At 62.1% G+C, this 23,804-nt stretch carries 13 protein-coding genes and 3 pseudogenes; 7 read left to right on the top strand and 9 right to left on the bottom strand.

Going from position 1 to position 23,804, the window contains the following annotated elements:
- Positions 1-14: 14 nt before the first annotated feature.
- Entirely contained in the window at positions 15-1,418 is a 1,404-nt protein-coding gene (locus tag ETW23_RS22215) for an aldehyde dehydrogenase family protein (RefSeq protein WP_134831468.1), read from the top strand.
- A 139-nt stretch (positions 1,419-1,557) separates the two neighbouring features.
- Here ETW23_RS22215 and ETW23_RS22210 read toward each other — a convergent pair whose 3' ends face one another.
- Together ETW23_RS22210 and ETW23_RS22205 are read right to left on the bottom strand one after the other, a co-directional pair.
- Positions 1,558-2,223: a CpXC domain-containing protein gene (locus tag ETW23_RS22210; RefSeq protein WP_254695245.1), complete on the bottom strand. Its 666-nt coding sequence runs from the start codon at positions 2,221-2,223 to the stop codon at positions 1,558-1,560.
- 73 nt (positions 2,224-2,296) lie between these two features.
- A complete protein-coding gene (locus ETW23_RS22205) occupies positions 2,297-7,843 on the bottom strand; it encodes a hypothetical protein (protein ID WP_134831467.1) in 5,547 nt (1,848 codons plus the stop codon).
- 309 nt (positions 7,844-8,152) lie between these two features.
- On the opposite strand from ETW23_RS22205, the gene ETW23_RS22200 reads away from it, so the two are divergent.
- Positions 8,153-8,503 (top strand): META domain-containing protein, encoded by a 351-nt coding sequence (locus ETW23_RS22200; protein WP_167738193.1) that lies wholly within the window; start codon positions 8,153-8,155, stop codon positions 8,501-8,503.
- 132 nt (positions 8,504-8,635) lie between these two features.
- Here ETW23_RS22200 and ETW23_RS22195 read toward each other — a convergent pair whose 3' ends face one another.
- Entirely contained in the window at positions 8,636-9,730 is a 1,095-nt protein-coding gene (locus tag ETW23_RS22195; RefSeq protein WP_134831465.1) for a ParB/RepB/Spo0J family partition protein, read from the bottom strand.
- On the bottom strand, positions 9,708-11,129 hold the full coding sequence (locus ETW23_RS22190) for an AAA family ATPase (protein WP_134831464.1): 1,422 nt from the start codon (positions 11,127-11,129) through the stop codon (positions 9,708-9,710). The genes ETW23_RS22195 and ETW23_RS22190 overlap by 23 nt, the downstream gene beginning before the upstream one ends.
- A gap of 590 nt (positions 11,130-11,719) precedes the next feature.
- Here ETW23_RS22190 and ETW23_RS22185 point away from each other — a divergent pair.
- Positions 11,720-13,003, top strand: coding sequence for a replication initiation protein (locus ETW23_RS22185; protein ID WP_134831463.1), 1,284 nt, complete (start codon positions 11,720-11,722; stop codon positions 13,001-13,003).
- Between the two features lie 80 nt (positions 13,004-13,083).
- Here ETW23_RS22185 and ETW23_RS22180 read toward each other — a convergent pair whose 3' ends face one another.
- Positions 13,084-16,125, bottom strand: a complete 3,042-nt coding sequence (locus ETW23_RS22180) for an efflux RND transporter permease subunit (RefSeq protein ID WP_134831462.1) — start codon at positions 16,123-16,125, stop codon at positions 13,084-13,086.
- A 10-nt stretch (positions 16,126-16,135) separates the two neighbouring features.
- Positions 16,136-17,176: an efflux RND transporter periplasmic adaptor subunit gene (locus tag ETW23_RS22175; protein ID WP_134831461.1), complete on the bottom strand. Its 1,041-nt coding sequence runs from the start codon at positions 17,174-17,176 to the stop codon at positions 16,136-16,138.
- A gap of 484 nt (positions 17,177-17,660) precedes the next feature.
- On the opposite strand from ETW23_RS22175, the pseudogene ETW23_RS22170 reads away from it, so the two are divergent.
- The 4 genes and pseudogenes from ETW23_RS22170 to ETW23_RS22155 form a co-directional block, all read left to right on the top strand.
- A pseudogene (locus tag ETW23_RS22170) lies at positions 17,661-17,980 on the top strand (Tn3 family transposase); the annotation flags it as partial.
- 184 nt (positions 17,981-18,164) lie between these two features.
- Positions 18,165-18,805 (top strand): annotated as a pseudogene (locus ETW23_RS22165) (IS5 family transposase); the annotation flags it as partial.
- 66 nt (positions 18,806-18,871) lie between these two features.
- Positions 18,872-19,958, top strand: a pseudogene (locus ETW23_RS22160) (IS5 family transposase).
- Positions 19,959-19,999: 41 nt separating this feature from the next.
- Positions 20,000-20,356 carry a hypothetical protein gene (locus ETW23_RS22155; protein WP_134831460.1) on the top strand — a complete coding sequence of 119 codons (357 nt, stop codon included), beginning with the start codon at positions 20,000-20,002 and terminating at the stop codon, positions 20,354-20,356.
- A 144-nt stretch (positions 20,357-20,500) separates the two neighbouring features.
- Here the strand turns inward: ETW23_RS22155 and ETW23_RS22150 are convergent, their stop codons facing one another.
- Genes ETW23_RS22150 through ETW23_RS26355 form a run of 3 tightly spaced genes read right to left on the bottom strand, consistent with a single transcriptional unit; the run spans position 20,501 to position 23,358 of the window.
- Positions 20,501-20,782, bottom strand: coding sequence for a hypothetical protein (locus tag ETW23_RS22150; RefSeq protein WP_134831459.1), 282 nt, complete (start codon positions 20,780-20,782; stop codon positions 20,501-20,503).
- An 18-nt stretch (positions 20,783-20,800) separates the two neighbouring features.
- Positions 20,801-22,384 carry an acyltransferase family protein gene (locus tag ETW23_RS26360; RefSeq protein ID WP_254695244.1) on the bottom strand — a complete coding sequence of 528 codons (1,584 nt, stop codon included), beginning with the start codon at positions 22,382-22,384 and terminating at the stop codon, positions 20,801-20,803.
- 20 nt (positions 22,385-22,404) lie between these two features.
- Positions 22,405-23,358, bottom strand: a complete 954-nt coding sequence (locus tag ETW23_RS26355; protein WP_254695243.1) for an AMP-binding protein — start codon at positions 23,356-23,358, stop codon at positions 22,405-22,407.
- Positions 23,359-23,804 lie beyond the last annotated feature (446 nt).

Here is a 23,804-nt window from a genome sequence, read left to right as displayed (position 1 = left end):
CAGGGAGAACACCAATGGACTACCGCATGCTCATCAACGGCGAACAGGTTTCGTCGGAACAGATGATCGAGGTTATCAACCCGGCAACCGAAGCGGTCTTTGCCCGCGTGCCGCATGCTTCCGAGGCGCAGCTGAACCAGGCCGTTTCCGCCGCCAAAACCGCCCAGCAGGCATGGGCAGACACCCCGATGGCCGAACGCCGCGCCAAGGTGGAAGCACTGGCCGCCGCCATCGGCGAGGAGGCAGACGAACTGGCCCGGCTGATCACACTGGAGCAGGGCAAACCGCTGCCCGAGGCCCAGGGCGAGGTTGCCTGGTCGCAGGGCTATCTGGGCCATACCGCCACGCTGGAGCTGCCCGACCGCATAATCCAGGACGACGCCGAATTCCGGATTGAGACCCGCCACAAACCGCTCGGCGTGGTGGCGGGGATCATCGCCTGGAACTTTCCGCTGCTGCTGTGCTGCTGGAAAATCGGGCCGGCGCTGATGGCCGGCAATGCCATCGTGCTGAAGCCCGCGCCGACCACCCCGGTCACGGCGCTGAAGCTGGGCGAGATCTGCGCCCGTATCCTGCCGCCCGGACTGGTCAACATCATCACCGACGCCAACGACCTTGGCCCCAAGCTGACCGCGCATCCGGATGTGGCCAAAATCGGCTTTACCGGCTCGTCGGAAACCGGCAAGCGGATCATGGCCAGCGCTGCGGACACCATGAAACGGGTGACGCTGGAAATGGGCGGCAACGATCCCGCCATCGTGCTGCCCGACGTGGATGTGAAGGCCGCTGCCGAAAAGGTCTATGGCGGTGCCTTTCTTAATGCCGGGCAGGTCTGCCTGGCGGTGAAACGCGCCTATGTGCACAGCGACATTTACGAGGCGTTCTGCACCGAACTGGCCGCCCTTGCCGAACAGGCAGTGGTCGATGACGGCATGAAACAGGGCACAACCATCGGCCCGATCCAGAACAAAGCCCAGTTCGACAAGATCAAGGGCTTTCTGGAGGACGCCCGCGCCAGCGGCCAAATCATTGCCGGCGGCAGCCCCAAGGACGGCCCCGGCTATTTCGTGCATCCCACAATCGTGCGCGATGTGACAGACGGACAGAAAATCGTCGACGAGGAGCAGTTCGGCCCGATCCTGCCGGTGATCCGCTTTGACAACATTGATGATGTGGTCGCCCGCGCCAATGCCTCGGACTACGGGCTGGGCGGCTCGGTGCATTCGGGCGATACCGCCAAGGCGGTTGACGTCGCCACCCGCATTGAATCCGGCACCATCTGGGTGAACCAGCAGCTGAATATCGGCCCGCATATCCCGATGGCCGGCTTCAAAGGCTCCGGCCTTGGGGTGGAACAATCCGTCGAGGGGCTGGCGGAATACACCCAGATGCAGGTGATCAACGTCGCCCGCGGCTGACACCGCGCTGAACCGGTGACTGGCGGGTGCATTCCCAGAGGCCCGCCATTTGCCCAGCCTTCAAGGCAGATTTACGCCGCTGGAGCAGGCGGGTATTAAAGCAGGCTGACATTAAACCGGTGCGCCGCGCGCGGAAAACCTATTCCGCCGGGCGCCCCTCCCCCATGTACAGCTTCTGCATATCCACGAAATGCCCGGTATCAAGCCGCTTGCGGATAGCCTCCCAGCCCTCCGGGTTGCCCTCGATCACCCTGTACAGCTCCGCCGGCACGGTCATGTATTCGATGTATTTCTCCGATGCGGTCTCCAGCCAGGCAAAGACATAGCCATCGCTGTCTTCGTCCGTATTCACCAGACGCAGCTCTATGCCCTCGGCCATCGGCACCGATTCAACACTGCGCAGGATGTGCAGCTTCATCATTTCGACAATCACGTCGTCCAGCCCCAGCTGCCTGACCAGCAGCTTTTCCCGCACCGCCGGCCAGCCGAAAGTCAGCCGCACCGCCAGCCCGCTGCCCACATCCCGCGCCGCCGCCGGAGCGTTTGCGCCATAACTGGTGTCAAACAGCGCCCCGGCCTCATCCTCAATCTCCAGATGATCCCGCAGGCGGCTGGCAGGCATCGCCGCGATCCACTGGCCGCGGCCGGCATCGAGATAGTTGAACTGCGGCTGCAGCCGGAAGCTCTCGCCGCAGGCATCGCAGGTCACATCCTGAAACCGGTCTTCCAGTATTTCGTCCCGCAGATCGGGGCGGCGGTCGGCGTTCACACTGCCCACGGCCATCATGGTTACCGGGCCTCGCATTGCGGGCACACCAGATTGACGGGGTGAAAAAGCGACATCGGTCAACAGCCTTTCAATGGATCAGATCAACGGATCAAAGTTTGGCCAGCCAGCCAACCGCCGGGTGGTTCGGCTTCAGCTTGCCGGAATGATAGGCGGCATACAGCTCCGAGAACCATTCCCCCGGCGCGCGGAACTGATAGCCGGTGATCCCCTTGGCCCGCTCGCCCAGCAGATAGGAATTCCAGGTGTTCGGATAGCTTTCCTGATACACGACACCACCGATTTCGATCTTCTTGGCAATTGCCATGCTGGACCAGGGCTGGGCCGGTTCGGACGCCATGTCGATATGCGCCTGCATCTTGATGCGGCGGCTTTCCCATTCCTCGTCCGTGCAGGTCTCATCGGCCGGCTTGTCCGGCACATGCGCGCCTTTGTTATGCGCCATATATTCGGTGGCATAGGCCTTGTCATAGCTGAATTTGGCGGCAATTTTCTCAGCGATGGCAGCGATGTCCATGCCGTGTTCGGTCCAGCCGCCGTATTCCTTTTTGCCGCCGTTGCTTTTCATGAAGCTTTGTTTGTCGTCAACCGCATGGCCGACCTCATGCAGGGTGTTCCAGTTGAAAAACGTGACAGGCTCCTCGTTCGCCGGTTTGCATTTTTCCAGCTCGGCGCGTTCTTCCGGGGTGGCGGCATCATCCAGGCTGCCCACCGCATCCTCGCTGCCAAAGGCATAATTGGACGACGTGCCCGCATCGCCTTCATGCATCACAATCCGCTTTTCATTGCCCTGATACATTGAGCCGCCTTTCGCAGCTTCATTGACCGCGAACTTCTGCAGCGAGTCATTGTTCAGCGTGTGATCCAGCGGCAGATCCTGCATCGCCTTGTAGAAGGCGACAATATTCGGCCCCTTCAGATTGGCATCGGCTATTTCCGTGGCCGGCGCCAGATTCTCATTGTTGAAGTTCTTGATATCGCAGCCAAAACGCGCCTTGAAGGCCACTTTGACCACTGCCCGCTGCGCCTCGGGCTCCAGGTTGTCGATCATCGCGTCCAGCTCGTCTGTGCCATTGGGGCGCGACAGGATTTCCTTGATGTCTTTGTCCGTGGGCGGCGTGTTGGCCCGCATTTCCGCCATCACAAAGGCGCTGGTGCCGATGGCACGCGCCTCTTCCAGAAGCTTGATGGCATCGCCCGGTTTCTTGCCGGCCACTGCCGCAGCGGCATCCGCCAGTTTCTTGCGCATGGTGTCGATGCTGGGCTTGATCGCATAGCGGTGCTCATGCCCTTCCAGCACAGCCAGCCGCGGCTCCACCTCCGGTTTGGCGCGCAGGTCCTTGTATGCCTTGTGCTGTTCCGCCATCTCCAGCGCAGCTTTGGTCTGGGCAATCGCCGCCTCGATGCCCGTACTGACCTTGGCATAATTCTGCCCGCCCTTGGCGGCGGCCTCGGCATCAGCCAGCAGTTTTTCAACCGCGTCGGTCTCATCCTTCACATAAGCCGCTTCGCCGTGACCGGTGACCGGAACCAACGCGGCGCGGGCGCGGGTGATTTCCTGTTCGATGAACCCGTATTGCGAGATCACCTCATCCGCCGTGTTGCAGGCCTCCAAGGCGGCCAGCAAATGGCCCTTGGCGGTTTTGGCGTCCAGCCCGTCCTTGCCGCAGTTTTCAATCTCGGCATTGGCGGTATCCAGATGCGGCTTGGCCACGGCGGCGTTTTCACGGCTGCCGACCACCTTGATCGACAGTTTCGCCGCCTGCACCTGCGGCCACCAGGGGGCGCTGTCCTCATCGCCGCCAATGGCCGAATTCACCGCCTCCAGTATGCTATGGGTATTGGCCGAGCTGATCGCCTCCTCAGCCGAGGCTGTCACCTCTTCGGCCATGGTCTTGGCGGTTGCGTAATCGCTTGGCGCCAGCTTGACCAGATTATCGTATTTTGCAGTCAGCCGGGTCAGCTGTGCCGCGATCGCATCGGCGTGCTTATGCCCCTTTGCCTCGGCCAGCTTGGCCTCAGCCGCGGCCCGCGCGGGTTCATAGGCGGACGAGCCTTGGATTGCGGTGAGCAGCGCCTTGGCGTCATCGGTGATCTGCTTCAGCAGCTTGATTGCCTGGGAATAATCATTCTCGCCCAGATCGGTCCTGGTTGTATCCAGCTTGGCCGCGGTCAGCCGGTCCGCCACTGCCTTGATCCGGTCCTTGGTGGCATCGTTGCGTTCCGGTGCCAGCGCATCCACCGCCGCCTGCGCATCAATGACAGCCTGGTTGTACGGGGCCGCCGCCGCAATCAGGCGCTGGCACGCGGTGATTTTCTGATAGGCCTTCTCGAACATGCCTTTGGCAGCCGAATAGGTATGCGCCGCCTTTGCCGCCTCGTATTTGGCGAAATCCGCATCCGCCCGCGCGATCTGATGCACACCGGCCTCGTTGCCCGGCCCGATCAGCGCCGCGCGGGGCACAACGAAATACTGGTTCTCCCAGCCAAGTACCGTCTTCAGCGTCTTCAGATCCTCATCCGTGGCTTTTTCCCAGCCCGCAGCGGCCTTGGCCTTGTCCGCTGCCCCTTGGAAGTCCCGCGCGGTCTGCTTGGTGGTGCTTTCATCCAGCAAGTCCTGGATCTCGGTCTTGCGATGGGTCAGCTGGGTTTCAACCGCGCCGCCTTCGGTGGTGATCTTGCCGATCACTGCGGTGGCCTTGGCCCGGTCCGCCTTGATGGTCTTGTACAGCTCGCCGTCGGCGCGGGCCTGCTCTGCCATCTTGCGCGCCGCCGCGATTTTGGCCTCCGCCCCCTTGTAATCATAACCCTCCGGCTTGATCAGATCATCCGCCTCCCCGGTCAGCCGGGTGATGTCATCCAGATGCGGCTGCAGGCAGGCGGCATCGTTCAGCGGCGCCAAAGCAGCGGCCTGTGCCGCCAGCGAGGTCTTCAGCTCGCCATAGGCGCGATGCTGATGAACCAGCACCATGGCCATCTTCAGATTTGCAATGGCACTGTCCAGATGCGCCCTGGCATCGTCGTATTTCTTAGCTTTCTTGGCCGTTTCCGCCTCCGCCGCAGGCAGTTGCGCCTTGGCGATCAGCGCGGTGAAATCATTGCCCGCATCCGCCGCAACAACCTTGTCGCGGATATCGGTAAAGACTTTGAACGCCGGGTCCCATTTCTTTTTCAAATCATCAAGCGCTGCCGTATCGGTCATCCCGTCCAGCTCGACCGAGGCTTCCGCCGCCGCCTTGGCGCTGTCCACCCGTTTTTCCGCGTCTGCCACACAGGTGTTTGCCGTGGTGAAATCCAGCTTCAGCGCTGCTGCCGCCGCCTCAGCCATCAGCGCCTTGGCATCCTCCAGCATCGGGGCCGCCTGGGCCACATTCTTCAGCGGGTCGATCTTGCCCTGAACCGCCACCCGTTTGTCCTTATAGGCCTTGCAGGCATCCGCCTGCGCCGTGGCTGCGGGCCAATCGCCCTGGGTGGCATCCAGCAAAGCCAGCGCGGTAGAGTATTTGTGCAGGACGGCTTCAGATTTGGCCGAAGCAAGATCCGCCTCCATTTTCAGAATGATGACCTGAATGCCCGAGGCACCGTCGTGGTCCTTGAAGTCCTTCAGCTTGGCCTCAAAGGCGGTCAGCTTGGGCGCATATTGCTGAACAACCGGGATTTCGGTTTCCAAGAACGCGCGCAGCGACCAGAACTTCCCGAGTTTCTTGAGGGATTCTGCGTAATCCTTGGTCGTGGCAACATCTGAATCCGTATAGAAATCACCCAGCTCGGTCAGTTTCGCCGTCAGCAGGGCTTTGACCGCTGCGGCCAGCCCGGCCCAGTGATCAACCCATTGTTTTGCTTTCGGGCGCCCGTCGTCATAGGATTTCCGCAGCGCCCGGACCTTGGCAGTCCTGGCATAAGCAACTGCAATTTCATCCAGTTTCTTGACGCCGTCCTTGAACTTCTTCGCGGCCTTGTCCACCTGCGCCGCGTCATACAGACGCTCCATTTCGCGCGCCGCGTCATCTATCGCCGGATCGCCGACCGAGACACCGCGGGCCGCATCAGCCAGCGCCTTGCGGTCCGGGTCAAGCGCCATGAAATGCGCAAAATCATCGGCCAGAACCTCGGCCTTGGCAATTTCGGTCTCGGCGGCGGCCAGATCATCTGTGGCGGTTTTCAGATCATGGGCCTTGGCCTTGTCAACCGCGGCAGTGCGCAGCCCGTCAATCCGGGTGATTTCCGGCGCAATCTCGGGCGCCGCAGCCTTGGGGTGGCTGGTCAACGGCACCAGCCGCAGATCGAAAATCTCCAACGCTTTCTGAAAAGCGGTCTTGGCGCCGGTGTCGGCGGCAACCGCCTTTTCCAACGCATCCAGTGCCTTTTCCCCGGCATCCAGTTTGGCGCCATTGGCGTCTTCGGGTTTTGCCTTGGCCTGCGCGGCCAGTGCTTCGACCTTATCAAGCGCGGCTTTCCACTTGTCAGGGGTCTGGCTGACGGCCTCGGGCACCAGGGTGTTGTAGGTCTTGACCGGCCCGTCGCGCAGCGTCTTCAGTGCCGCCTCGATTCGGGCGATCTGGTTGGCCAGATCAGCGTCCGCTGTATCACCGCCGGCGTCATCCGACGGCGGTGCAGCCTGTTCCGGCGTCTTGGCCGGGGCGTCGGGTTTGGCGGCGGTGACGGTATCCCCCTCCCCTGCCGATGCCGCTTCGGCACTGGCCGGTGCCGCGTCGTCTCCGGCAGTTTCGGCCGCGGCTTTACGGGCCTTGGAAATGGCCTGGGCCAACGGCCCGACCGCCTTAAGCGCGCCCTCATAATCCGGCGGCGTGGCCGCCACCCGGGCCTTGATCTGGGTCCAGACGTTTTCGATTTTTGCCGACTGCGGCGTGTTGAGCGCCAGCACCTCGGTGATCAGCGGCTCCAGTTTGCCCGCGGCCTGCTGCCATTTGCCTTCCAGCAGGGTTTGCCGTTTGGCCCCGGCTGCTGCCTCCTGGGCTGCGGTTTTCATTTCGGCGGACAGCTTCGCGACATGCTCCAGCGCCGCCGCATAACCGCTGCCCTCCGCTTTGGCCTGAATCGCCGTCCACAGCGCGTCAGCCTTGGACAGATCAATGCCGGCAATATCCCGGAGCTTGGCCAGATTGGCCTCAACCTTGGCGGAGGTGGTTTTCCATTTGGCTTCCGCCGGATCCGGTTCAGCCGAAGGCGCTGCCGGCGCATCTGCCGGATCCTCGGTGACGGTATCGCCGCTGGCCGCCGGAGCCGCCTGCGGGCCGTCGTCCGCGGCCTCCCCGTCGTCGTCATCCTCCTCTGACTCGACGACATTTCCGCTGGGGTCCAGAATGAGGATCTTGTATTTCAGCCCCACCACCATAAACATCTTCTTGGCCTTGCGCGCCATGCCCGGCACGATCTTGCCCTCGACTGACAGCGACAGTTCCTTGCCGTCCAGCGTCAGCGTCCCAAAGGTGAACTGCGGCGTCTCGCCGTCGGACTTGGCCTGCTTGCCCAGAACCTTGGCGGCCTTGGTCTTATGGGTGAGAAAGATCGAGTTTTCGATTTTCTTGCCAAAGCACAATCCGAAGGACAGCGCGCGTTTCTTCGCAATCGCCATCTGTTGCTTGATTTCTTTTGCGGCAGATCCATCAAGAGGCATGGGCAGCTCCTGAGTTAAAAAACTGTTTAAAACTAGAGCGTTAGCTCCTATTGCCTTCAAGCGTCGCATGGAACCCGGATTCCAGCAAGATTTTTTTCTTGTCAATTGCCTCCGGCTGCGCACACTCGGTCGGTACATGCATCAAGGTGGGACGCTGATGACTTTCCAGCCAACCGATTCAGCCGAATGACGGGATTGCGCCCGGCGCGGGCCGCAATGCTTGCGGTGCTTGCAGGCCTGTGCGGCGGCGGGCTGGCGGTGTGTTCATTTGCCTCTGACACCGCGACCGGACACAACGGAGAAATTTCAATGGCTTCCACCACAGCAGAAAGCTTTGACGGCGCCTGGATTGTGCAAAAAGTCCAGGACGTCGATCTGACGGAATTCGAAGACCTGCGGTTTGATTTCGACGGCGGCACGCTTTACGGCTCCAGCCCCTGCAGAAGTTTCACCACAACCTTCGGGCCGGACCTGCAGAACATCATGTTTTCGCCGCTTCAGATCGGCGGCGGGCTGTGCGGCGAAACAGCGATGATCGCCGAGCGGGATTTCCTGCAACAGGTCGGCCTGGTCAACCGGATGGAGCTGACCGGGGACGGGCAGCTGGTGATGTATAATTTTGAAACGCCTCTGCTGTGGGCTAAACGGCTGGCCGGCTGATACGGCATAGGTTTCGCTGCGAAACCTGTGGAATTATCGCACTGCCGGCATGGCAAAAGGCATAGCGGAAATGGAAAACCCCGGCCCAGCCAGGCCGGGGTTTCGCAGCGAAACCGGGATCTGCGCCCGGCCCTATCCGCCGTGCTCCAGCAGGTGGCGCACATTGTCCATGACTGCATCAACCAGTTCAGCCGTCACTTCGCCGCCGGAGAACCGGATAGCATAGCCGCCGGGCCCGTATTCGCGTTCGATTGTAATGCCGCTGGCGACGCGGGTCTTGCGGGTGCGCTCCACCTTTTGCGCGGTTTTGGGACGTCCGCCGCGGCTGGGGTCCTGCGGGGCGCCTTCAGCGTCCTCAACCATCGGCAGCATGGCCTCCCATTCCTCAGCCGCCGAGCGCCCCTCGGCCCGCTCCAGCGCGGTCCGCAACCGGTCAGCCCAGCCGCTCCGCAAGGCGGCAGCCAGACGCAGGCATTGGCGTTCATTGAGGCCGGTTGCATAGGACAGCATATCGCCCAGTTCCTCGTGGATCAGGGCAAAGGAGCGGATCTTGGAGCGTTTGGCCTTGGAGGCATTCTGAAACAGCACCGCGACCGCCTCGTCCACCGTCGGGAACACCCCGTCATGCACCGCCGAGGCCGCCGCCCTGCCCCGTTCGTACTGGCTGAGGCCCGAGCGGATTTCGTTTTCCTCGATCATTGAAACCAGCGCATTTGCAAGGCTGCCGGGCTCGCGGATAAACGCCGGGATGGTCTGGAACCGTTCGCCGCCGCTCAGCCCGTTCAGGCGGCGCAGGGCAGTCAGGCGGCGATAGCCGGAGACCAGCGCGTATTTGCCTGCGTCTTCGGGGTTGAGCGGCTCGAACACCTCGATCGGCAGGCGCAGCCCATTGACCGAAACCGAGGTCATCAGCTCTTGCATTTCTTCCTCGTCCAGCACGATCCGGTCGCGGTTCAGGGCGTCTGCAGTGATCTCTTCCAGCGGGATTTCCACCGCCACCAGCCCTTTGCTGGTCGCGTCGCGCAGGCGTTCGGCGTCTGCCTTGTCACGGGCTGCTGCCTCGCGGTCGGCCTGCGGCATCGGGTCCGCGTGGCGGGCGGCATCGGCCACAACATCGGCAATCGGAGGCCGCAGGCCGGGGCCGCGCGACAGGTCGCGGTCAATGCCTGCTTCGATCTCCTTCAATGCCTCGGGCGAGGGGGTCTCAAGCTGTCTGCGTCTGGCCATCTTCGCTCTCCTCAGTGTGTGCTTCTGCCTGCTGCATCTGCTGATCGCGCCACCAGCTGCCGATCAGCAGTTCCTTGAATTCCGCATAGGTGCGGTCGAACACCTCGCGGCCGCGCACATAAGTATCGCGGTTGAAGTTGCGGTAATCCGCCTCGTAAATACCCGACACGCTTTCGCCGGCCTGGCCGACCATGGCGGTGTAATCCTGCCGGTAGGCGTTCATCATATCGCCGAAATAGGCCTGGATCACATTGGCCAGATCGGTCTGCTGGCTGGCGTCGAACCGGGTGATCAGGGCGCGCACCACGTCCCATTCGAACTTCATCTCCGGCAGGCCCGCGCGGCGGCGGCCGGCGTTTTCGCCGTCCTCGATCGAGGCGAATGTGGAATAGAGCATGTCGAAGAACCGGCCGGTCGAGTCGAACTCAAGAAACGAAGCGCCAAGCGGCACCATCAGGATGTCGGCGGCGGCCAGGGCGTTGATGGTCAGGTAGCCGAGGGCAGGGGGGGTATCCAGCAGCACGATGTCATAGTCGTCGAGCGCGCCGCCCTGATCCAGCGCATTGGTCAGCGCGTCCCACAGTGCCCAGTTGCGCAACCCCATGCGCCAGACCGGGATCTGGAATTCGGCCCAGTAGAGGTTCAGCTGGGCGCCGATCAGGTCGATGTTGGGCCAGTGGGTTTTCTGCACCACGTTTCGCAGCGAAACCTCCCGCGCTTCGGTCAGGGTTTCGTCCAACGGAATGGGGTCAAGGCCGGAGGCGGCGCGGACCTTGTTTTCAGCCTCCACCGCCTCGGCGTAGTCGCGGGCCAGAAGCGGGAAAACGGTCTGCCATTCATCCGCCACCTGGCCGCCCATGATCGAGGTCATCGAGCCCTGGCTGTCCAGATCGACCACCAGCACCTTGTAGCCGTCAAGGGCTGCCGACATCGCCAGATGCGCCGCGGTCGAAGTTTTGCCGACGCCGCCCTTGAAGTTGGCCACGGCCACCACCTTGGCGGGCAGGCCTTCGGGGCGGTAGGGGCGGTATTCCTTGGTGCTGATGCCTTCTTCGGCGAAATGGTCGCGCAGCTTCAGCACGTCTTCCAGGGTGAACCAGCGCGAGCCGCTGGCGCCCTCGCCCTGGGGCAGGTCCGGGTTTTTGTTCAGCACCCGGCGCAGGTGGGCGGGGGCGACCGGGATCAGATAGCGGCAGACCTCCCATGTGGAAAAGCTACGCAAGCGTTTGCGCCCGTCGGGGGCATAGCCGCGTTTTGCCAAGTCGTCGCGTCCGCGGCCTGCGAAAGCTGCCGCCTTGGCAAATCTTGCGGTATCGACAAGCTCGCCGAGCTTGGCCGCCGCCGCTTCCGGATCCAGGTTGAAATAGGGGGGCAGGGGGGTGTCAGGTTTTTTTGCCATGTGACGGGTGCCTCGGGTATATCGCCTGTTTGGCGTGTTATCACCGCTTTTGTGGCACATCCAGGGAAGAGTGTGAATCATATTCTGGCAACGCATCTGTTTTCCGCTGCCGTCCGTATCCCGCGGATATATGTAAGCTTTTCCCCAAATCTACTATGGCACAAACAAGTTGAAATGTTGTGAATCTTTGATTCAGTTTAGAATCTTTGGGTTCAAAATACCGAAATATTTCAATCTCTTATGTATCTTTGGGGACCTGTATTCAGTATCAATGGAACCCGTTTGCAGGAGCATTGGTACCCGTCTGCGGGAGCAAGGGCCCCGATTCGCAGGAAGACAGGCACCCGCGACTCGCATGCCGTAAATCAGGCGGTTTCCGGATCCATAATAGCCGGAAAACGGTGGAAACCAGCGTAGAATGGCGCCTGAAACCGGGATGTTCTCAGAAAGGTACCCGTTTGCGGGACGAGACTTTCCCGTAAATGGGTCCCCAATGCAGGATTGAGCGCGGGTTCCTTTTAAGTCATAGTACCGCCAAAGCAGGCCCCGCAGAGTCGCAAAGACCGGCAAGGGGGCAGGAGGGCAGGGCGATGGACGCCAAAGACATCCCGCACAACAAGCTGACAGGCCCGCTGCGCCGGGGGTCGGTGAAGAAGAACGTGGCGGCCATTCATGTGTCCGGCAAGCTGACGCTGCTGCAGCGCAAGCTGTCGAATGTGCTGCTGCTGAATGCCTATGACACGCTGATCACCAAGCCCAAGCACCAGATCGATGCGCAGACGCTGTGCATGATGGTGGGCTATAACTCCAATGATATGGAGACGCTGAAGCAGTCGCTGCGCAGCCTGGCAGAGACAGTGGCGGAATGGGACATGCTGGATGAGCAGGGGCGGCAGGAATGGGGGGTCAGTTCGCTGTTGTCCTATGCCAAGCTGGCGGGGGGCGTGTGCGAATATGCCTATTCTCCGGCGCTGGCGGAGAAGCTGCATGACCCCAAGGTCTTTGCGCTGATCAATCTGAATATTCAGCGCCGGTTCACCTCCGGCCATGCGCTGGCGCTGTATGAAAACTGCTATCGCTTTGTGCGCACCGGCTCGACCGGCTGGTGGGACATTGCGCTGTTCCGCCGCCTGATGGGGGTGGATGGCAGCGCCTATTACGAAAGCTTCAAGCATCTGAATGCCAAGATCATCAAGCCGGCGGTGGCGGAGGTGAACAAGACCTCGAACATCCTGTTGACGCCGGAATTCAAAAAAATGGGCCGGCAGGTGGCCGAGGTGCGGTTTCTGATCAAGGAGAACCCGCAGCTGGCGATGCTGGACATTGATGACGGGGCAGGGGTGCGGCAGGGGGCTGTTTACACCCAGCTGATCGGCCTCGGCGTCAGCGACCGGCTGGCGCGGCAGTGGATTGCCGAGCACGGCGAGGATTACGTGGCCGAGAAGGTCGGCTATCTGAAAAGTAAAAAGGGCGTGGACAGCCCGGTGCGCTATCTGAGCGCGGCGCTGCGCGATGATTACAAGGATACGCCCGCGGAGACCGCAAAGGCGCTGCCGCCCGAGGTGCTGGCGGCGGCAGAGGCGCGCCGTGCGGCAGACGCCGAGGCGGCCCGGCTTGCGGCGGCAGAGGATGCAGTCAAGGCGCGGGAGCGATCATTGCGGGCGCAGCGGCTGGAGCGGATTCGGGACCTGGCCGCCGGGCGCTCACCGACCCAGCGGGATGCCGACAAACGGCTGTTCCTGAGCCGCCTGGAAACAGAGATCGACCGCGAGGAATTCCGCAACCGGGGCTGGGCTGCGGCGCTGCTGGCCGGTGAGATGGCAGAATTCTGGGAAGAACTGATCCCCGGCGCGCTGGAGGATCTGGCAGGGTAGGGCGGGCCGCTTATAGTAAGCGGCCCAGCAGGATCAGGCGGCGGGCCTGACCCTGGCCCCGGTTTGCAGATGGCGGAGGGTTAAACCCCCGCCATTTCCTGTTTCTCCACCCCGCGGAAGAAGATCAGGTAGAACACCGGCGCGGCCACCAGGGTAAGCACGGTGGCAAAGGCCAGGCCGCCCATGATGGTGATCGCCATCGACACAAAGAAGGCATCGGTCAGGAGCGGCGCCATGCCAAGGATCGTGGTCACCGCCGCCAGCATTACGGGGCGCAGACGCGATACCGAAGCCTCGACGATGGCTTCGCGCAGGGGCAGGCCGGTTTCGCGCACCAGGTCGATTTCCTCGACCAGAACAATGCCGTTTTTGATCAGCATCCCCGACAGGCTGAGCAGCCCCAGGAGGGCGGTGAAGGTGAAGGGGAAGCCGGTGCCCAGAAGCCCGATCACCACGCCGTTCACGGACATCGGCACCAACAGCCAGATGATCACCGGCTGACGGATCGCGTTGAACAAAAGCACCGAGATCAGCACCATGATCAGCAGCGTCACCGGCAGCTGTTTGCCCAGGGATTCGTTGGCATCGCCCGAGCTTTCATGCTCGCCGCCCCATTCCATCAGGTAGCCCAGCGGGATGTCCATTGCCTCGATGGTGTCCTGCACTTCGGCAAAAACGGTGGCGGCGGTCTGATCCGGCGGGATATCGGCGCCGACGGTCAGGGTCGGCAGCCGGTCGCGGCGGTGCACCAGGGTGTTTTCCATGATCACATCAACGCCGTCGATCATCTGTTCCAGCGGCACGAACTTGCCGGCCGAGGAGGAGAAAACCACCTGATCATAGATATTGTAGGGCTCCTGCGGTGCGAGGCGCACGATGATCGGGATCAGCCGGTCGCGTTCGCGGACCACCCCCACTTGCAGCCCGTCGGTGGAAAACTGCAGCGCGTCGGCGATGCCCTCGCGGGTGACGCCGGCGGTTTGCGCCCGGTCGTTGGCATAGGCCGGTTTCAGCACGGGTTCCTGTTCGCGCCAGTCGTGGCGCGGGATCAGGATATTGGCCGAGGCCGCTTCCAGCCGCTGAATGGCTTCCTCGCCCAGCCGGCGCAGCACGCGCGGGTCGGGGCCGGAAAAACGCACCTGGATCGGATCGCCGCCGCCGGGGCCGAACACCAGTCGCTTGGTGCGGAATTCGCCCTCGGGGAACTGCGCCTGGCCGAACGCTTCGAGTTCGGCCTGCAGCGGCGGGATCGCATCCAGGGTTTCGGTGCGGATGATCAGATGCCCGTAGCTGGGATTCGGTTTTTCGGCCGAGTAGGTCAGCATGAAACGGGTGGCACCCTGGCCGGAGAAAGAGGCGGTGGAGACCACATCATCGCGTTCGGCGAGCCAGTCCTCGAACACCTTCAGGTGCTGGGACGTTGTCTGGATCGAGGTGCCCTGCGGCAGCTTGTAGTGGACAAAGAACAGCGGTGTGTTTGAGTCCGGGAAGAACTGCTGTTTCACCTGACCAAAGCCGATGAAACAAACCACGGTGATGCCCGCCAGCCCGGCCACCACCAGCCAGCGCAGTTTCAGCGCCGACGCCAGGATCTTGCCATAGGTGCGGAACAGAAGGCCGCTGTAGGCATCGCTGCCGCCGTCCTTGCCCTGTTTGAAGAAATAATGCCCCAGCAGCGGCGTTGCGGTCAGCGCCAGGAGCCAGCTGAGCAGCAGTGAAATCGCGATGACTGCAAACAGCGAGAACAGGAATTCGCCCGTTGAATCAGGGCTGAGGCCGATGCCGGCGAAAGCCATGATGCCGATGACAGTAGCACCCAGCAGAGGGATCTGGGTTTTTGATGCAGCGTCATGCGCGGCCTCGCGCGAGGTTTTGCCGCGCTGCATCGAGATCTGCATCCCCTCGGCAACCACAATGGCATTGTCCACCAGCATCCCCATGGCGATGATCAGCGCGCCGAGTGAAATGCGCTCCATCTCGATTGAGAACATGTTCATGAAAAACAGCGTGCCGACCACGGTCAGCAGCAGGGTGGACCCGACAACAACAGCGGCGCGCCAGCCCATGAACAGGGCCAGGACCACCACCACGATGCTGACCGACATCGCCAGGTTGACCAGGAAGTCGTTTGAGGCCTGATCGACCACCACATGCTGCTGGTAAATCGGTTTCAGATCCACGCCATAGGGGATCCGGCTGTCCAATGCGGCCAGTTTGGCGTCGACGTTCCGGCCCACTTCGACGATGTTTTCGGTGGCAAGGCCGGCAATGCCCAGGGTAAAGGCCTCAACCCCGTCGAAGCGGATCAGCAGGTCCGGGTCGCTGATGCGGCCGCGGTGAACGTCGGCCATGTCGATCACATTGACCACTTCGCCCTGCGAACCGATGGTGAGGCCCGCAATTTCCGTGACCGAGTCCGAGCCTTCCGGGGCGCTGAACCGGGTGTCCGCCGACCCGGCATCAAGACTGCCGGCCGGGCGGACCGAATTGGCATTGGCCAAGGCGCTGCCGATGGCGTCAAACGGGATGTTCTGGTTGACCGCAACGGCCATTTTGGGTTCGACAAAGACGGCCTCGGGCGGCAGGCCAGTGATTTCCACATCGGCCACTCCGTCGACCGTCAGCAGCTCGCGCCGCAGGTAGGTGGCCAGCTCGTGTTTTTCGGCGTCGGTGAAGCCCTCGGCGGTGACCGCGTAGAACAGGCCGAACACATCGCCAAAGCCGTCATTGACGTAAGGCTGGCTGACGCCATCGGGCAGGGCGCGGGCCGCATCGCGGACCTCGGCGCGCAGTTTGGTCCATATCGCAGGCAGTTCGGTGCCGTCGTAAGTGTCCTGCATCTCCACTTCGATCAGCGAAGAGCCGGGCCGGTTCACTGAGGTGATCAGTTTCACCTCGCCCATTTTCTGGATCGCGGATTCCAGTGGTTCCGAGACTTCCAGCGCCACCTGGGCACTGCTGGCGCCGGGGTACTGGGTCGCGATGACTGCGGATTTGATGGTAAAGGCCGGATCTTCCAGGCGGCCCAGGTTCAAAAAGCCCCAGATCCCGCCAAGCAATGCCGCCAGCATGATGAGCCAGGTGTAAAGCGGCCGGTTGATCGACCCGCGTGCAATGTCCATGCGCCCGCCCTCAGTTGCCGAAGCCGGTGAAGCGGCTGACCTGCTGGCCGTCTTTCAGCGCGGTGCCGCCGGTCAGCACGATCTCTTCGCCGCCGCTGAGGCCGTCCGCAATCCGGAAGTCGCCGTTCTGGGTCGCTTCAACCTTCACCGGGGTCCAGGTGACGGTGCCGTCCACGGCGCCTGCCGGGGCAAACACCATCACCCCGGTGCTGCCATCGGCAGCGGCGACCAGCGCGGTGCCGGGCACCCGGATCGCCGCATCGCCGGTGTCAACGCGCACATTCACCGTGGCCGAAGCGCCGGGCAGGATCTGGCGGTCGTCGGGCGGGGTCAGGCGGAAGGTCACCCGGTAGGTCTGGCCGACGCTGCTGGCCTCAGCGTCGAATTCCAGAATTTCCAGCGGATAGTCTGTGTCCTGGCCGGGGAATTTGGCCACAATCGTCAGCACATCGCTTTGATCGGCCTGCTGGAACAGAACCTCGGGCACGTCCACCTTGATGTGCAGTTCGGACATGTCGTGCAGCCGCACAATCGGGGTGCCGGCGCTGACGGTAGTGAATTGTTCCACCTCGCGGCTGGAGACCAGCGCATCAAACGGGGCATTTAGGGTTGCATGGCCAAGCGCATAGTCGGCATCCCGCAGGGCGACACGGGCCAGGCCTGCCTCGGTCTCGGCGTCGTCAATCGAGACCTGGCTGACGGTGCCGCTCAGCTTTTCCAGCCGCACCACGGTGCGGTCGGCCTGTTCCTTGCGCAGCTGCGCCTGTTCCAGCTGCAGTTCGAACGGCTCAAGATCCAGTTCGGCAATCAGCCCGCCCTGCGCGACAGAGCCGCCTTCGGTGACCGGGAATTTCAGGATCTGCCCGCTGACCTGGAAGGCCAGATCAACCGTCTGTTTGGCGGCAACCTGGCCGAAAAACTGCCGCTCCAGCAGCAGGGAGTCCGATGAGGTTTGCAGCAGTTTCACGGGCTTCAGCGGTTCCTGTGCCGCGGCGGCCGCGGATAGGGCGGCAATACCGCCCGCAAGGGCAAGGGATCTGCTCCAACGCATTCTAGTCACTCCTTCCGGGCGGTTTTGCCGCCTGTCCGCATCATTGTTTTGTTCGCTGCCACGCCCGGCCGCGCAATCAGCCAATACCCGCTCTGCCGGGGAATTTGCGGCCTATATCCCAGTTGCAGGAACTTTCCTGTGAACGAGTTCACAATGCAACGGTTTCCAAAGGGCATGCGGTTTTCCTGCCGCACAATAGCGCAGTCAGCGAGGGGGGAAGGGCCCGTGCTGCCAGTGCAGGACCGCCTGCATTGGTCAGGGCGCACGGCTTGCGCTGGTTTTGTGGCGAGTGATTTACAGTTCCAAAAAGGGAGAGGAAATTTTACATATTGAACTCAGAAACCGGGCTATCTGCCGATTTTGCGCAACATGTATAACCGCCCCTTGCGCAAGAGGTCCTTCCTATCTCCGGAGCGGCCAAGTTGAAGGCCATCATAGACGTTCATCGTGCCAAAGGTACATTGGATGTTTGGGTTCAAACCGTGATGCGGGAACAGCCTGTGCGGCGGATTCCGCCAAGTTCGGAACCTGATGACCGAACGGCATGCCCGCAATGGTGGGCGCGGTGCTATGATTTACTGGCATGCCGAACGCTAGGCGGCCTGTGTTTATTCTCAACTGAAGCGCTGCTCTTCATCTGGGGCGGCGGCAATGATTGACGGTGTTCTGCGGCATTGCACCGATATGGAAATCCAACGCCAGTATGTGGACAGTCATGGTCAGAGCGCGGTTGGATTTGCTTGCTGCCATCTGCTCGGTTTTGATCATGCTCCCCGCCTAAAAGCCATCGCGCGACAGAAACTGGCGCTGCAAAGTTCCGGGATGAGAGGGCAGTTGCCAAACCTGCTGCCGATCCTGTCCGGAAGGCTTTGTTGCACAAATCGGGTCAGGGGTTCACTGTGTGAATCCAGCGTGACAGCTGGGTGGCATGAGCAGTTGATCCCCCACGAGGTACAAGACCACGAACTGGTCGACTTACAATGGCGCGTTGAAGCAACGTGGATCGTTGTCGATCTGGTTTGATCCCAAGATGACTTGAACACCGCCGCCGACCGGCAGGCGCGGCCGCCAGTGCCAGTTCAGCGATGCCGCGATCCAGACCTGTCTATCCATGAAAGTTCTTTTCGGTATGCCACTGAGGCAGACAACTGGGTTCGCCGAGAGTCTATTGCGCCTGGCCGGATGGGACTGGCCCGCACCCGGTTTCAGCACATTGAGCCGCCGTCAAAAAACGTTGAACGTGAGCTTGCCCTATCTCGGCGGCAGCGGCCCGCTGAACTTGCTGACCGATAGCACAGGCATCAAGGCAGAGGGCGAATGGAACGCCCGCAAGCCCCCTGTCGCACCTGCTATGCATGTGCTGCCGGGCAGCGGGCGGCTCGAAGCGCCGTATCTGGCGCAAGATACACATCCCTTGCCTGGCAGTCGTTTGCGGCGCAAACGATGAGAAGGGGGATCGATGCGGAAACGCTGGAGGTCCGCGCCGTTGAAGTCACGGCCAGCGATACCGGCGATGCGCCCATGCTGCCGGAACTACTCGACCAAATCCCGCCTGATCAGGACATCGGATCAGGGACCGCAAACGGGGCCTGTGATACGCGCAAATGCCACGGCGTGATTGCCGCTCGCAAGGGCCTTGTTGCAAAAATCGGGCGAGGGATTCACTGCGTGAAACCAGCATGCTAGCTGTGAGCCATGAGCAGTTGGGCCGCTAGGAAGTACAAGACCACGAACCGGCCGGCTTACAATGAGGCACTAAGGCGGCGCGGTTCGCTGACGGTGTGGTTTGATCCCGACATGGTGTGGAGGCCTGCGCCGACGGGACGGCAGCCGAGCTTCAGCGATGCCGCAATCCAGACCTGCCTGACGATGAAGGTGCTGTTCGCGATGCCGTTGCGACAGACGGCTGGGTTCGCCGAAAGCCTCCTGCGGCTGGTCGGGCTGGACTGGCCGGTCCCGGACTTCAGCCCCTTGTGCCGTCGCCGACGGAAGCTGAACGTGGCTATCCCCTACCGTGGAGGGAAAGGCCCGCTGAACCTGTTGATCCCCTCTCGTGACATCACTGCGTGATGCACTGCCGGGCAGCGGACAGCACCGGGATCAAGGCCGAGGGCGAAGGTGAGTGGAATGCCCGAAAGCCCCCCTCTCGCACATGCCATGCATGTGCTGCCGGGCAGCGGGTGGCTCCAAGCGGCGCATCTGGCGCAAGATACACATCCCTTGCCGTCAGGGTCATGCACAGCATGATCCCGAGAGGGGAATTGATGAGGAAACGCTGGAAGTTCGGGCGGTTGATGTCACCAGTAGCAATATCGGCGACGCCCCCATACTACCGGAACTGCTGGACCAGACCGGAGCGGATCAGGACATCGCGCCGGTCACAGCCGGCGGGGCCTGCGGCACAAGAAATTGCCACGAGGCAATCGCTGCCCGAAATGCTGCCGCTGTCATACCGCCACGCAAGAACGCAAAGCCTTGGAAACCAACGGGTCCCGGCGCCGTCGCCCGCAACGAAGCGCTGCGAGCCTCGAAGTACTTGGGCCGTGCCGTCTGGCGACGGTGAAGCGGCTGCCACCGCCGGAGCCGTGTCGAGATATGAGGAGGATCAGAAAAGGATCCGGGGGATCCTTTTCCCGGCGATTGGATGAATTGCATCAAACTCCTTGGCCAATCCTTGATGGCACGAGACTTCGAACGCCAAGTCGCCGAGCTGCAGGTCCGTATCGCCGTGCTGAACGGCTGCACTGCGCTTGGCATACCTGTTACGCGGCCCGTGGGGTAAGTCCGTCCGGGGAAAGAGAAACTACGGTCAAACCCCGATTTGTGCAACAAGGCCCCTGGACGAAGAACATTGAGATCTTTGGCGTAAGTCAGGAAGCTGACACCGTCGACCTTTCCAGCGCGGACCGCGGTTTTACGGTCTATACGCATTGGGCGGACCTCGACGCGTTCCATGAGACCAACAAAGTGGATGGTGCCGACACCGTAACCGGTTCAGTCTATAAGGATCACTTTGATGCCGGTCAGGGCGATGATTGGGTCGATGCGGGGAATGGAGACAACTATATGGACGGCGGATGGGGCGACAATACAGTTGTTTCCGGATCGGGAGACGACACAACCCTCCGGTTGCCGATCCAACGGCCCCGGTCATCCATTCACCGTCCGGCAGGCGGATGATTGCCATGAACCGCAGGTTCCCGGCGCTCCCGCCTTTGGGCGTGTGATACAGGTTCGAACAGGCCGGCGACAGCATCTGACACTGACGGCGAACGCTGATCTTCGGATGATCCTTTTCAATGCACATCTGCCTGCGATCCTTGCTTAACGATCCCGGGCGCGTTTCAAAAAACCGCGTTCAGCCACAAGCTGGCCGGTCTTGGAATGCAGTTTGCCGATCTCAGCCCCGTTGGATTTGGCCGCAGCGCCGGTTCTCTTGGAAAAGGCTTGGGCCATGTTCTTAACCGCAGCCCGTTTCCAGCCGCTGATCATGTTCGGATGCGCGCCGTACGTCTTCGGTAACTCTGCCAGTACCTTCTCCTCGCGGATCGCCTCAAGCGCAACTTGGGCTTTGAATGCGGGAGAAGGGTTCTTGCGTTTCGTCATATTGGATCGTCACTTTCATCATGCGATCCACCTTGGCAACTGGTCTGAATTCCCGTGGCCACCTCTGTTCCGGGCATTGGTCCAAGCCTGTATCAGCTGGCGCTGCGCGGCGGCAGCGGCAAGACCCAGGGCGAGGCCGCCAATAATTGCCAGCGCATCGTTCAGCGGGCTGCGGGCCTCGAGCCCGATCATCGGCATCAGCAGTTCCGGCACAAACCGGTGCAGCAGGTAGATCGGGAAGGCGGCTTGGGCCAGCCGCATCAACGGGCGGGCGGCAAACCGCGGCATCGGCAGGCGGGTGACGAACAGCAGCCCGGCGACCAAGGCAAGCAGCCACATGTATTTGATCCAGCCGCCGTACCAGTTGCCGCCCAGATAGGCCGCCGCGGGCATGATCAGGCAGGCCGCCCCCAGCACCAGAAGCCGTTGCCGCAGCGTGCTGGCGGCGGTGATGCACCAGCCCAAGGCAAACAGGTAGAAAACCCACGGCACGGTGAACTGCGCGCGTCCGCCGATTTGCCAGACTTCCGGCACGATCAGCCGCAGCGCCACGGCAAACGCCAGAAAACACAGGCCGGTACGGAAAGCACCCTGGCTTGCAAGCCAACGGCGCAGGGGCGGCACGGCAAAGGGCAACGCCACCAGCAGCGTCATCTGCAGATAAGCTTCGATGAACCAGTACAAATACGGCAGCATCAAGTGGGTTTCCGGGATTGTCACGGCAAAATTGCCGGCCAGAAAGACCGAGACCCAGGGCACCTGCTCCCACACCGCAGCATAGCCTGCAAGGATCAGGTAATAGGGGATCAGCACCGCAGCCACCGGTTTAAAGAAGCTGCGCATGTCGCCGGACTTCAGCGCCTCCCAGCGGAAGCCTGCAACGCTCATTCCCATCAGGATCACCATCGCAGCTGCCCCGCCGAACACCGGCCAAAGGGTCTGGTGGGCCACCACCACTGCGAGGATGGCAGCCACACGGGCCACCAGATCGAAAGGCAGGCTGGCGCCGGGCGCCGGGGCGGCCTGCTCAAGAGTGCTGATCGGCATGTTTTCCCAGCCCGCCGGGGCGCCGCCAAGGGCTTCGTCCAGAGCCAGGGACAGCTCTACATGACGCAGGGAATCTCCGCCGAGCGCGGCAAAGCTATCGTTTCGGCCCACGCTCTGCGGCGCAAAGGCGGCCTGAAAGGCTGCCAGCACATTCCTGGCAGGTTTGCGCTGCGCTGATTGCGCCTTCAGGGCCGGATAGTCGATCTTGCCATTGGCGCGCCGCGGCAGGGACTTGCGCGGATGGATGGTGAAATGCTGCTGGCCGATGCCGGTCAGCTGGGCGGCCATCGCAGCGATGCCATCCTCCGCCCCGCAGATTGCAATCGAAATGCGGCTGTCATCACCCCAAACCGCGGCCTCATGCCCCTGGGCGGCCAAGGCACGTTCGATGGCGTCATGGCCGATACGCAGGCCGGCAATCTTGGACATCCGCGATAGCCGCCCGGTGATGTGGTAGAGCCCGTTTGCATCGCGGCGGGCCAGATCGCCGGTCGCCAGCTCGCTGAGTTCGGCGCCTCTGGCCAGATCGGCATGGCTTTCGGCATAGCCCATCATCACGTTCGGGCCCTGATAGATCAGCTCGCCTTCGCCCTCGGGGTGGTGATTTCTGCGCCCGAAGCCGAGCGCAGCAGCAGACGCCCGCCGGGAATGGCGCGGCCTGCGGCACCGGGATTGTCCAAGGCCTGCTCCGGCGGCAGGTAGCTGATCCGCGCGGTGGCCTCGGTCTGGCCGTACATCACAAAGAAGCGGCCTGCGCGGGCTTGCGTCCGGGCAGACCACGCGCGGACCTGTTCTGGCTCCATGGCGCCGCCGGCAACGGTCAGGGTCTTGATGTTTTCCGGCAACGCGTGGGAAAGGCCGGCGCTGTCCAGCAGGCGGAAATGATGCGGCACGCCGGCCAGGCTGGTGGCGCCGGAGGCCTCCAGCGCTGTGGCAAAACCGGGGTCCAGCACCGAGCCGGGCGCAAGCCAGAGGCTGGCACCGGCGGCAAGATGCGAGTGCAGTACCGACAAGCCGTAGGAATAATGCAGCGGCAGGATCAGTGCGGCGCGATCTGTGGGCTGGATCTCAAGATACTGGGCTATAGCGCTGGCGTTGGTGTCCATAGCCGTGCCGGACAGGCGTACGCCGCGGCCGTGGCCGGTGCTGCCGGAGGTCTGCAGCAGCAGTGTCAGCTCCGGGTTGATTTCAGCGGGTTCATGCGCGTGCGCCAGCAATTGCCAGGTTCCGCCCATGCGCCGGAAGCTGGCAGCCGGACGGAACCGTTCCTCCAGGCGGGCAGCGGTGACGGGGTCCGCGGCCGGCAGCGGCATAACTGCGTGGCCGGCAGCCAGGGCGCCCGCATAGGCGATAATGGCTTCGGGATCGGAAGCGGCTTCGACCGCAATCAGCCGCCGTTCTTGCGGCAGCGATCTGCCGAACTCTGCGGCGGCGTCTGCCAGCGCAGCATAAGTCAGCTCAGCCCCGTCCGCCGCAATCAGGCAAGGATTGGCGGCAAACGCACGCAATTTGGCCAGGTCGTAGAACATCCGCAACTCCTTTGAGCGCGGCGGGTAATTTAATTTACTAATTTTGTCAATTATTAGCCGGCGGCCCGTTGCCGGATCGGGACCGGTTGCGAAACTGGAGTGAACATTGACTGCGGCAGATGAGGCGCGCGCGTCCTTGCAGATGCGGTTTGCTGTCTTCACCAATTCCAGGATCCGTTCACGGCGAACGTCAAATTCCACCCCTGCGATCGGTCATTTTTCCGCCGCAAGATGGGCGCGCTTGCGGCCTGAAAAGCCACATTCCTGCAAGGGCCGCAAAGTTCCTGCCATATTTTTGCCGCAATCGGCCGGGCGCCGGGTCGTTGGGGCCGGGGCATTAACTATGATTTCAATCTCTTACGGGAAACGGGCAGAATCTTGCCCATGCTGGCAAAAGGCTTGGAATGCCTAATTCCGGTCACGATAGACTCAGGCTTGAGCAGTAT

Origin of the sequence: Leisingera sp. NJS201 (genome assembly GCF_004535885.1) — a bacterium.
Classification (GTDB): Bacteria; Pseudomonadota; Alphaproteobacteria; order Rhodobacterales; family Rhodobacteraceae; genus Leisingera.
This window is presented reverse-complemented; position numbering and strand designations above follow the sequence as displayed.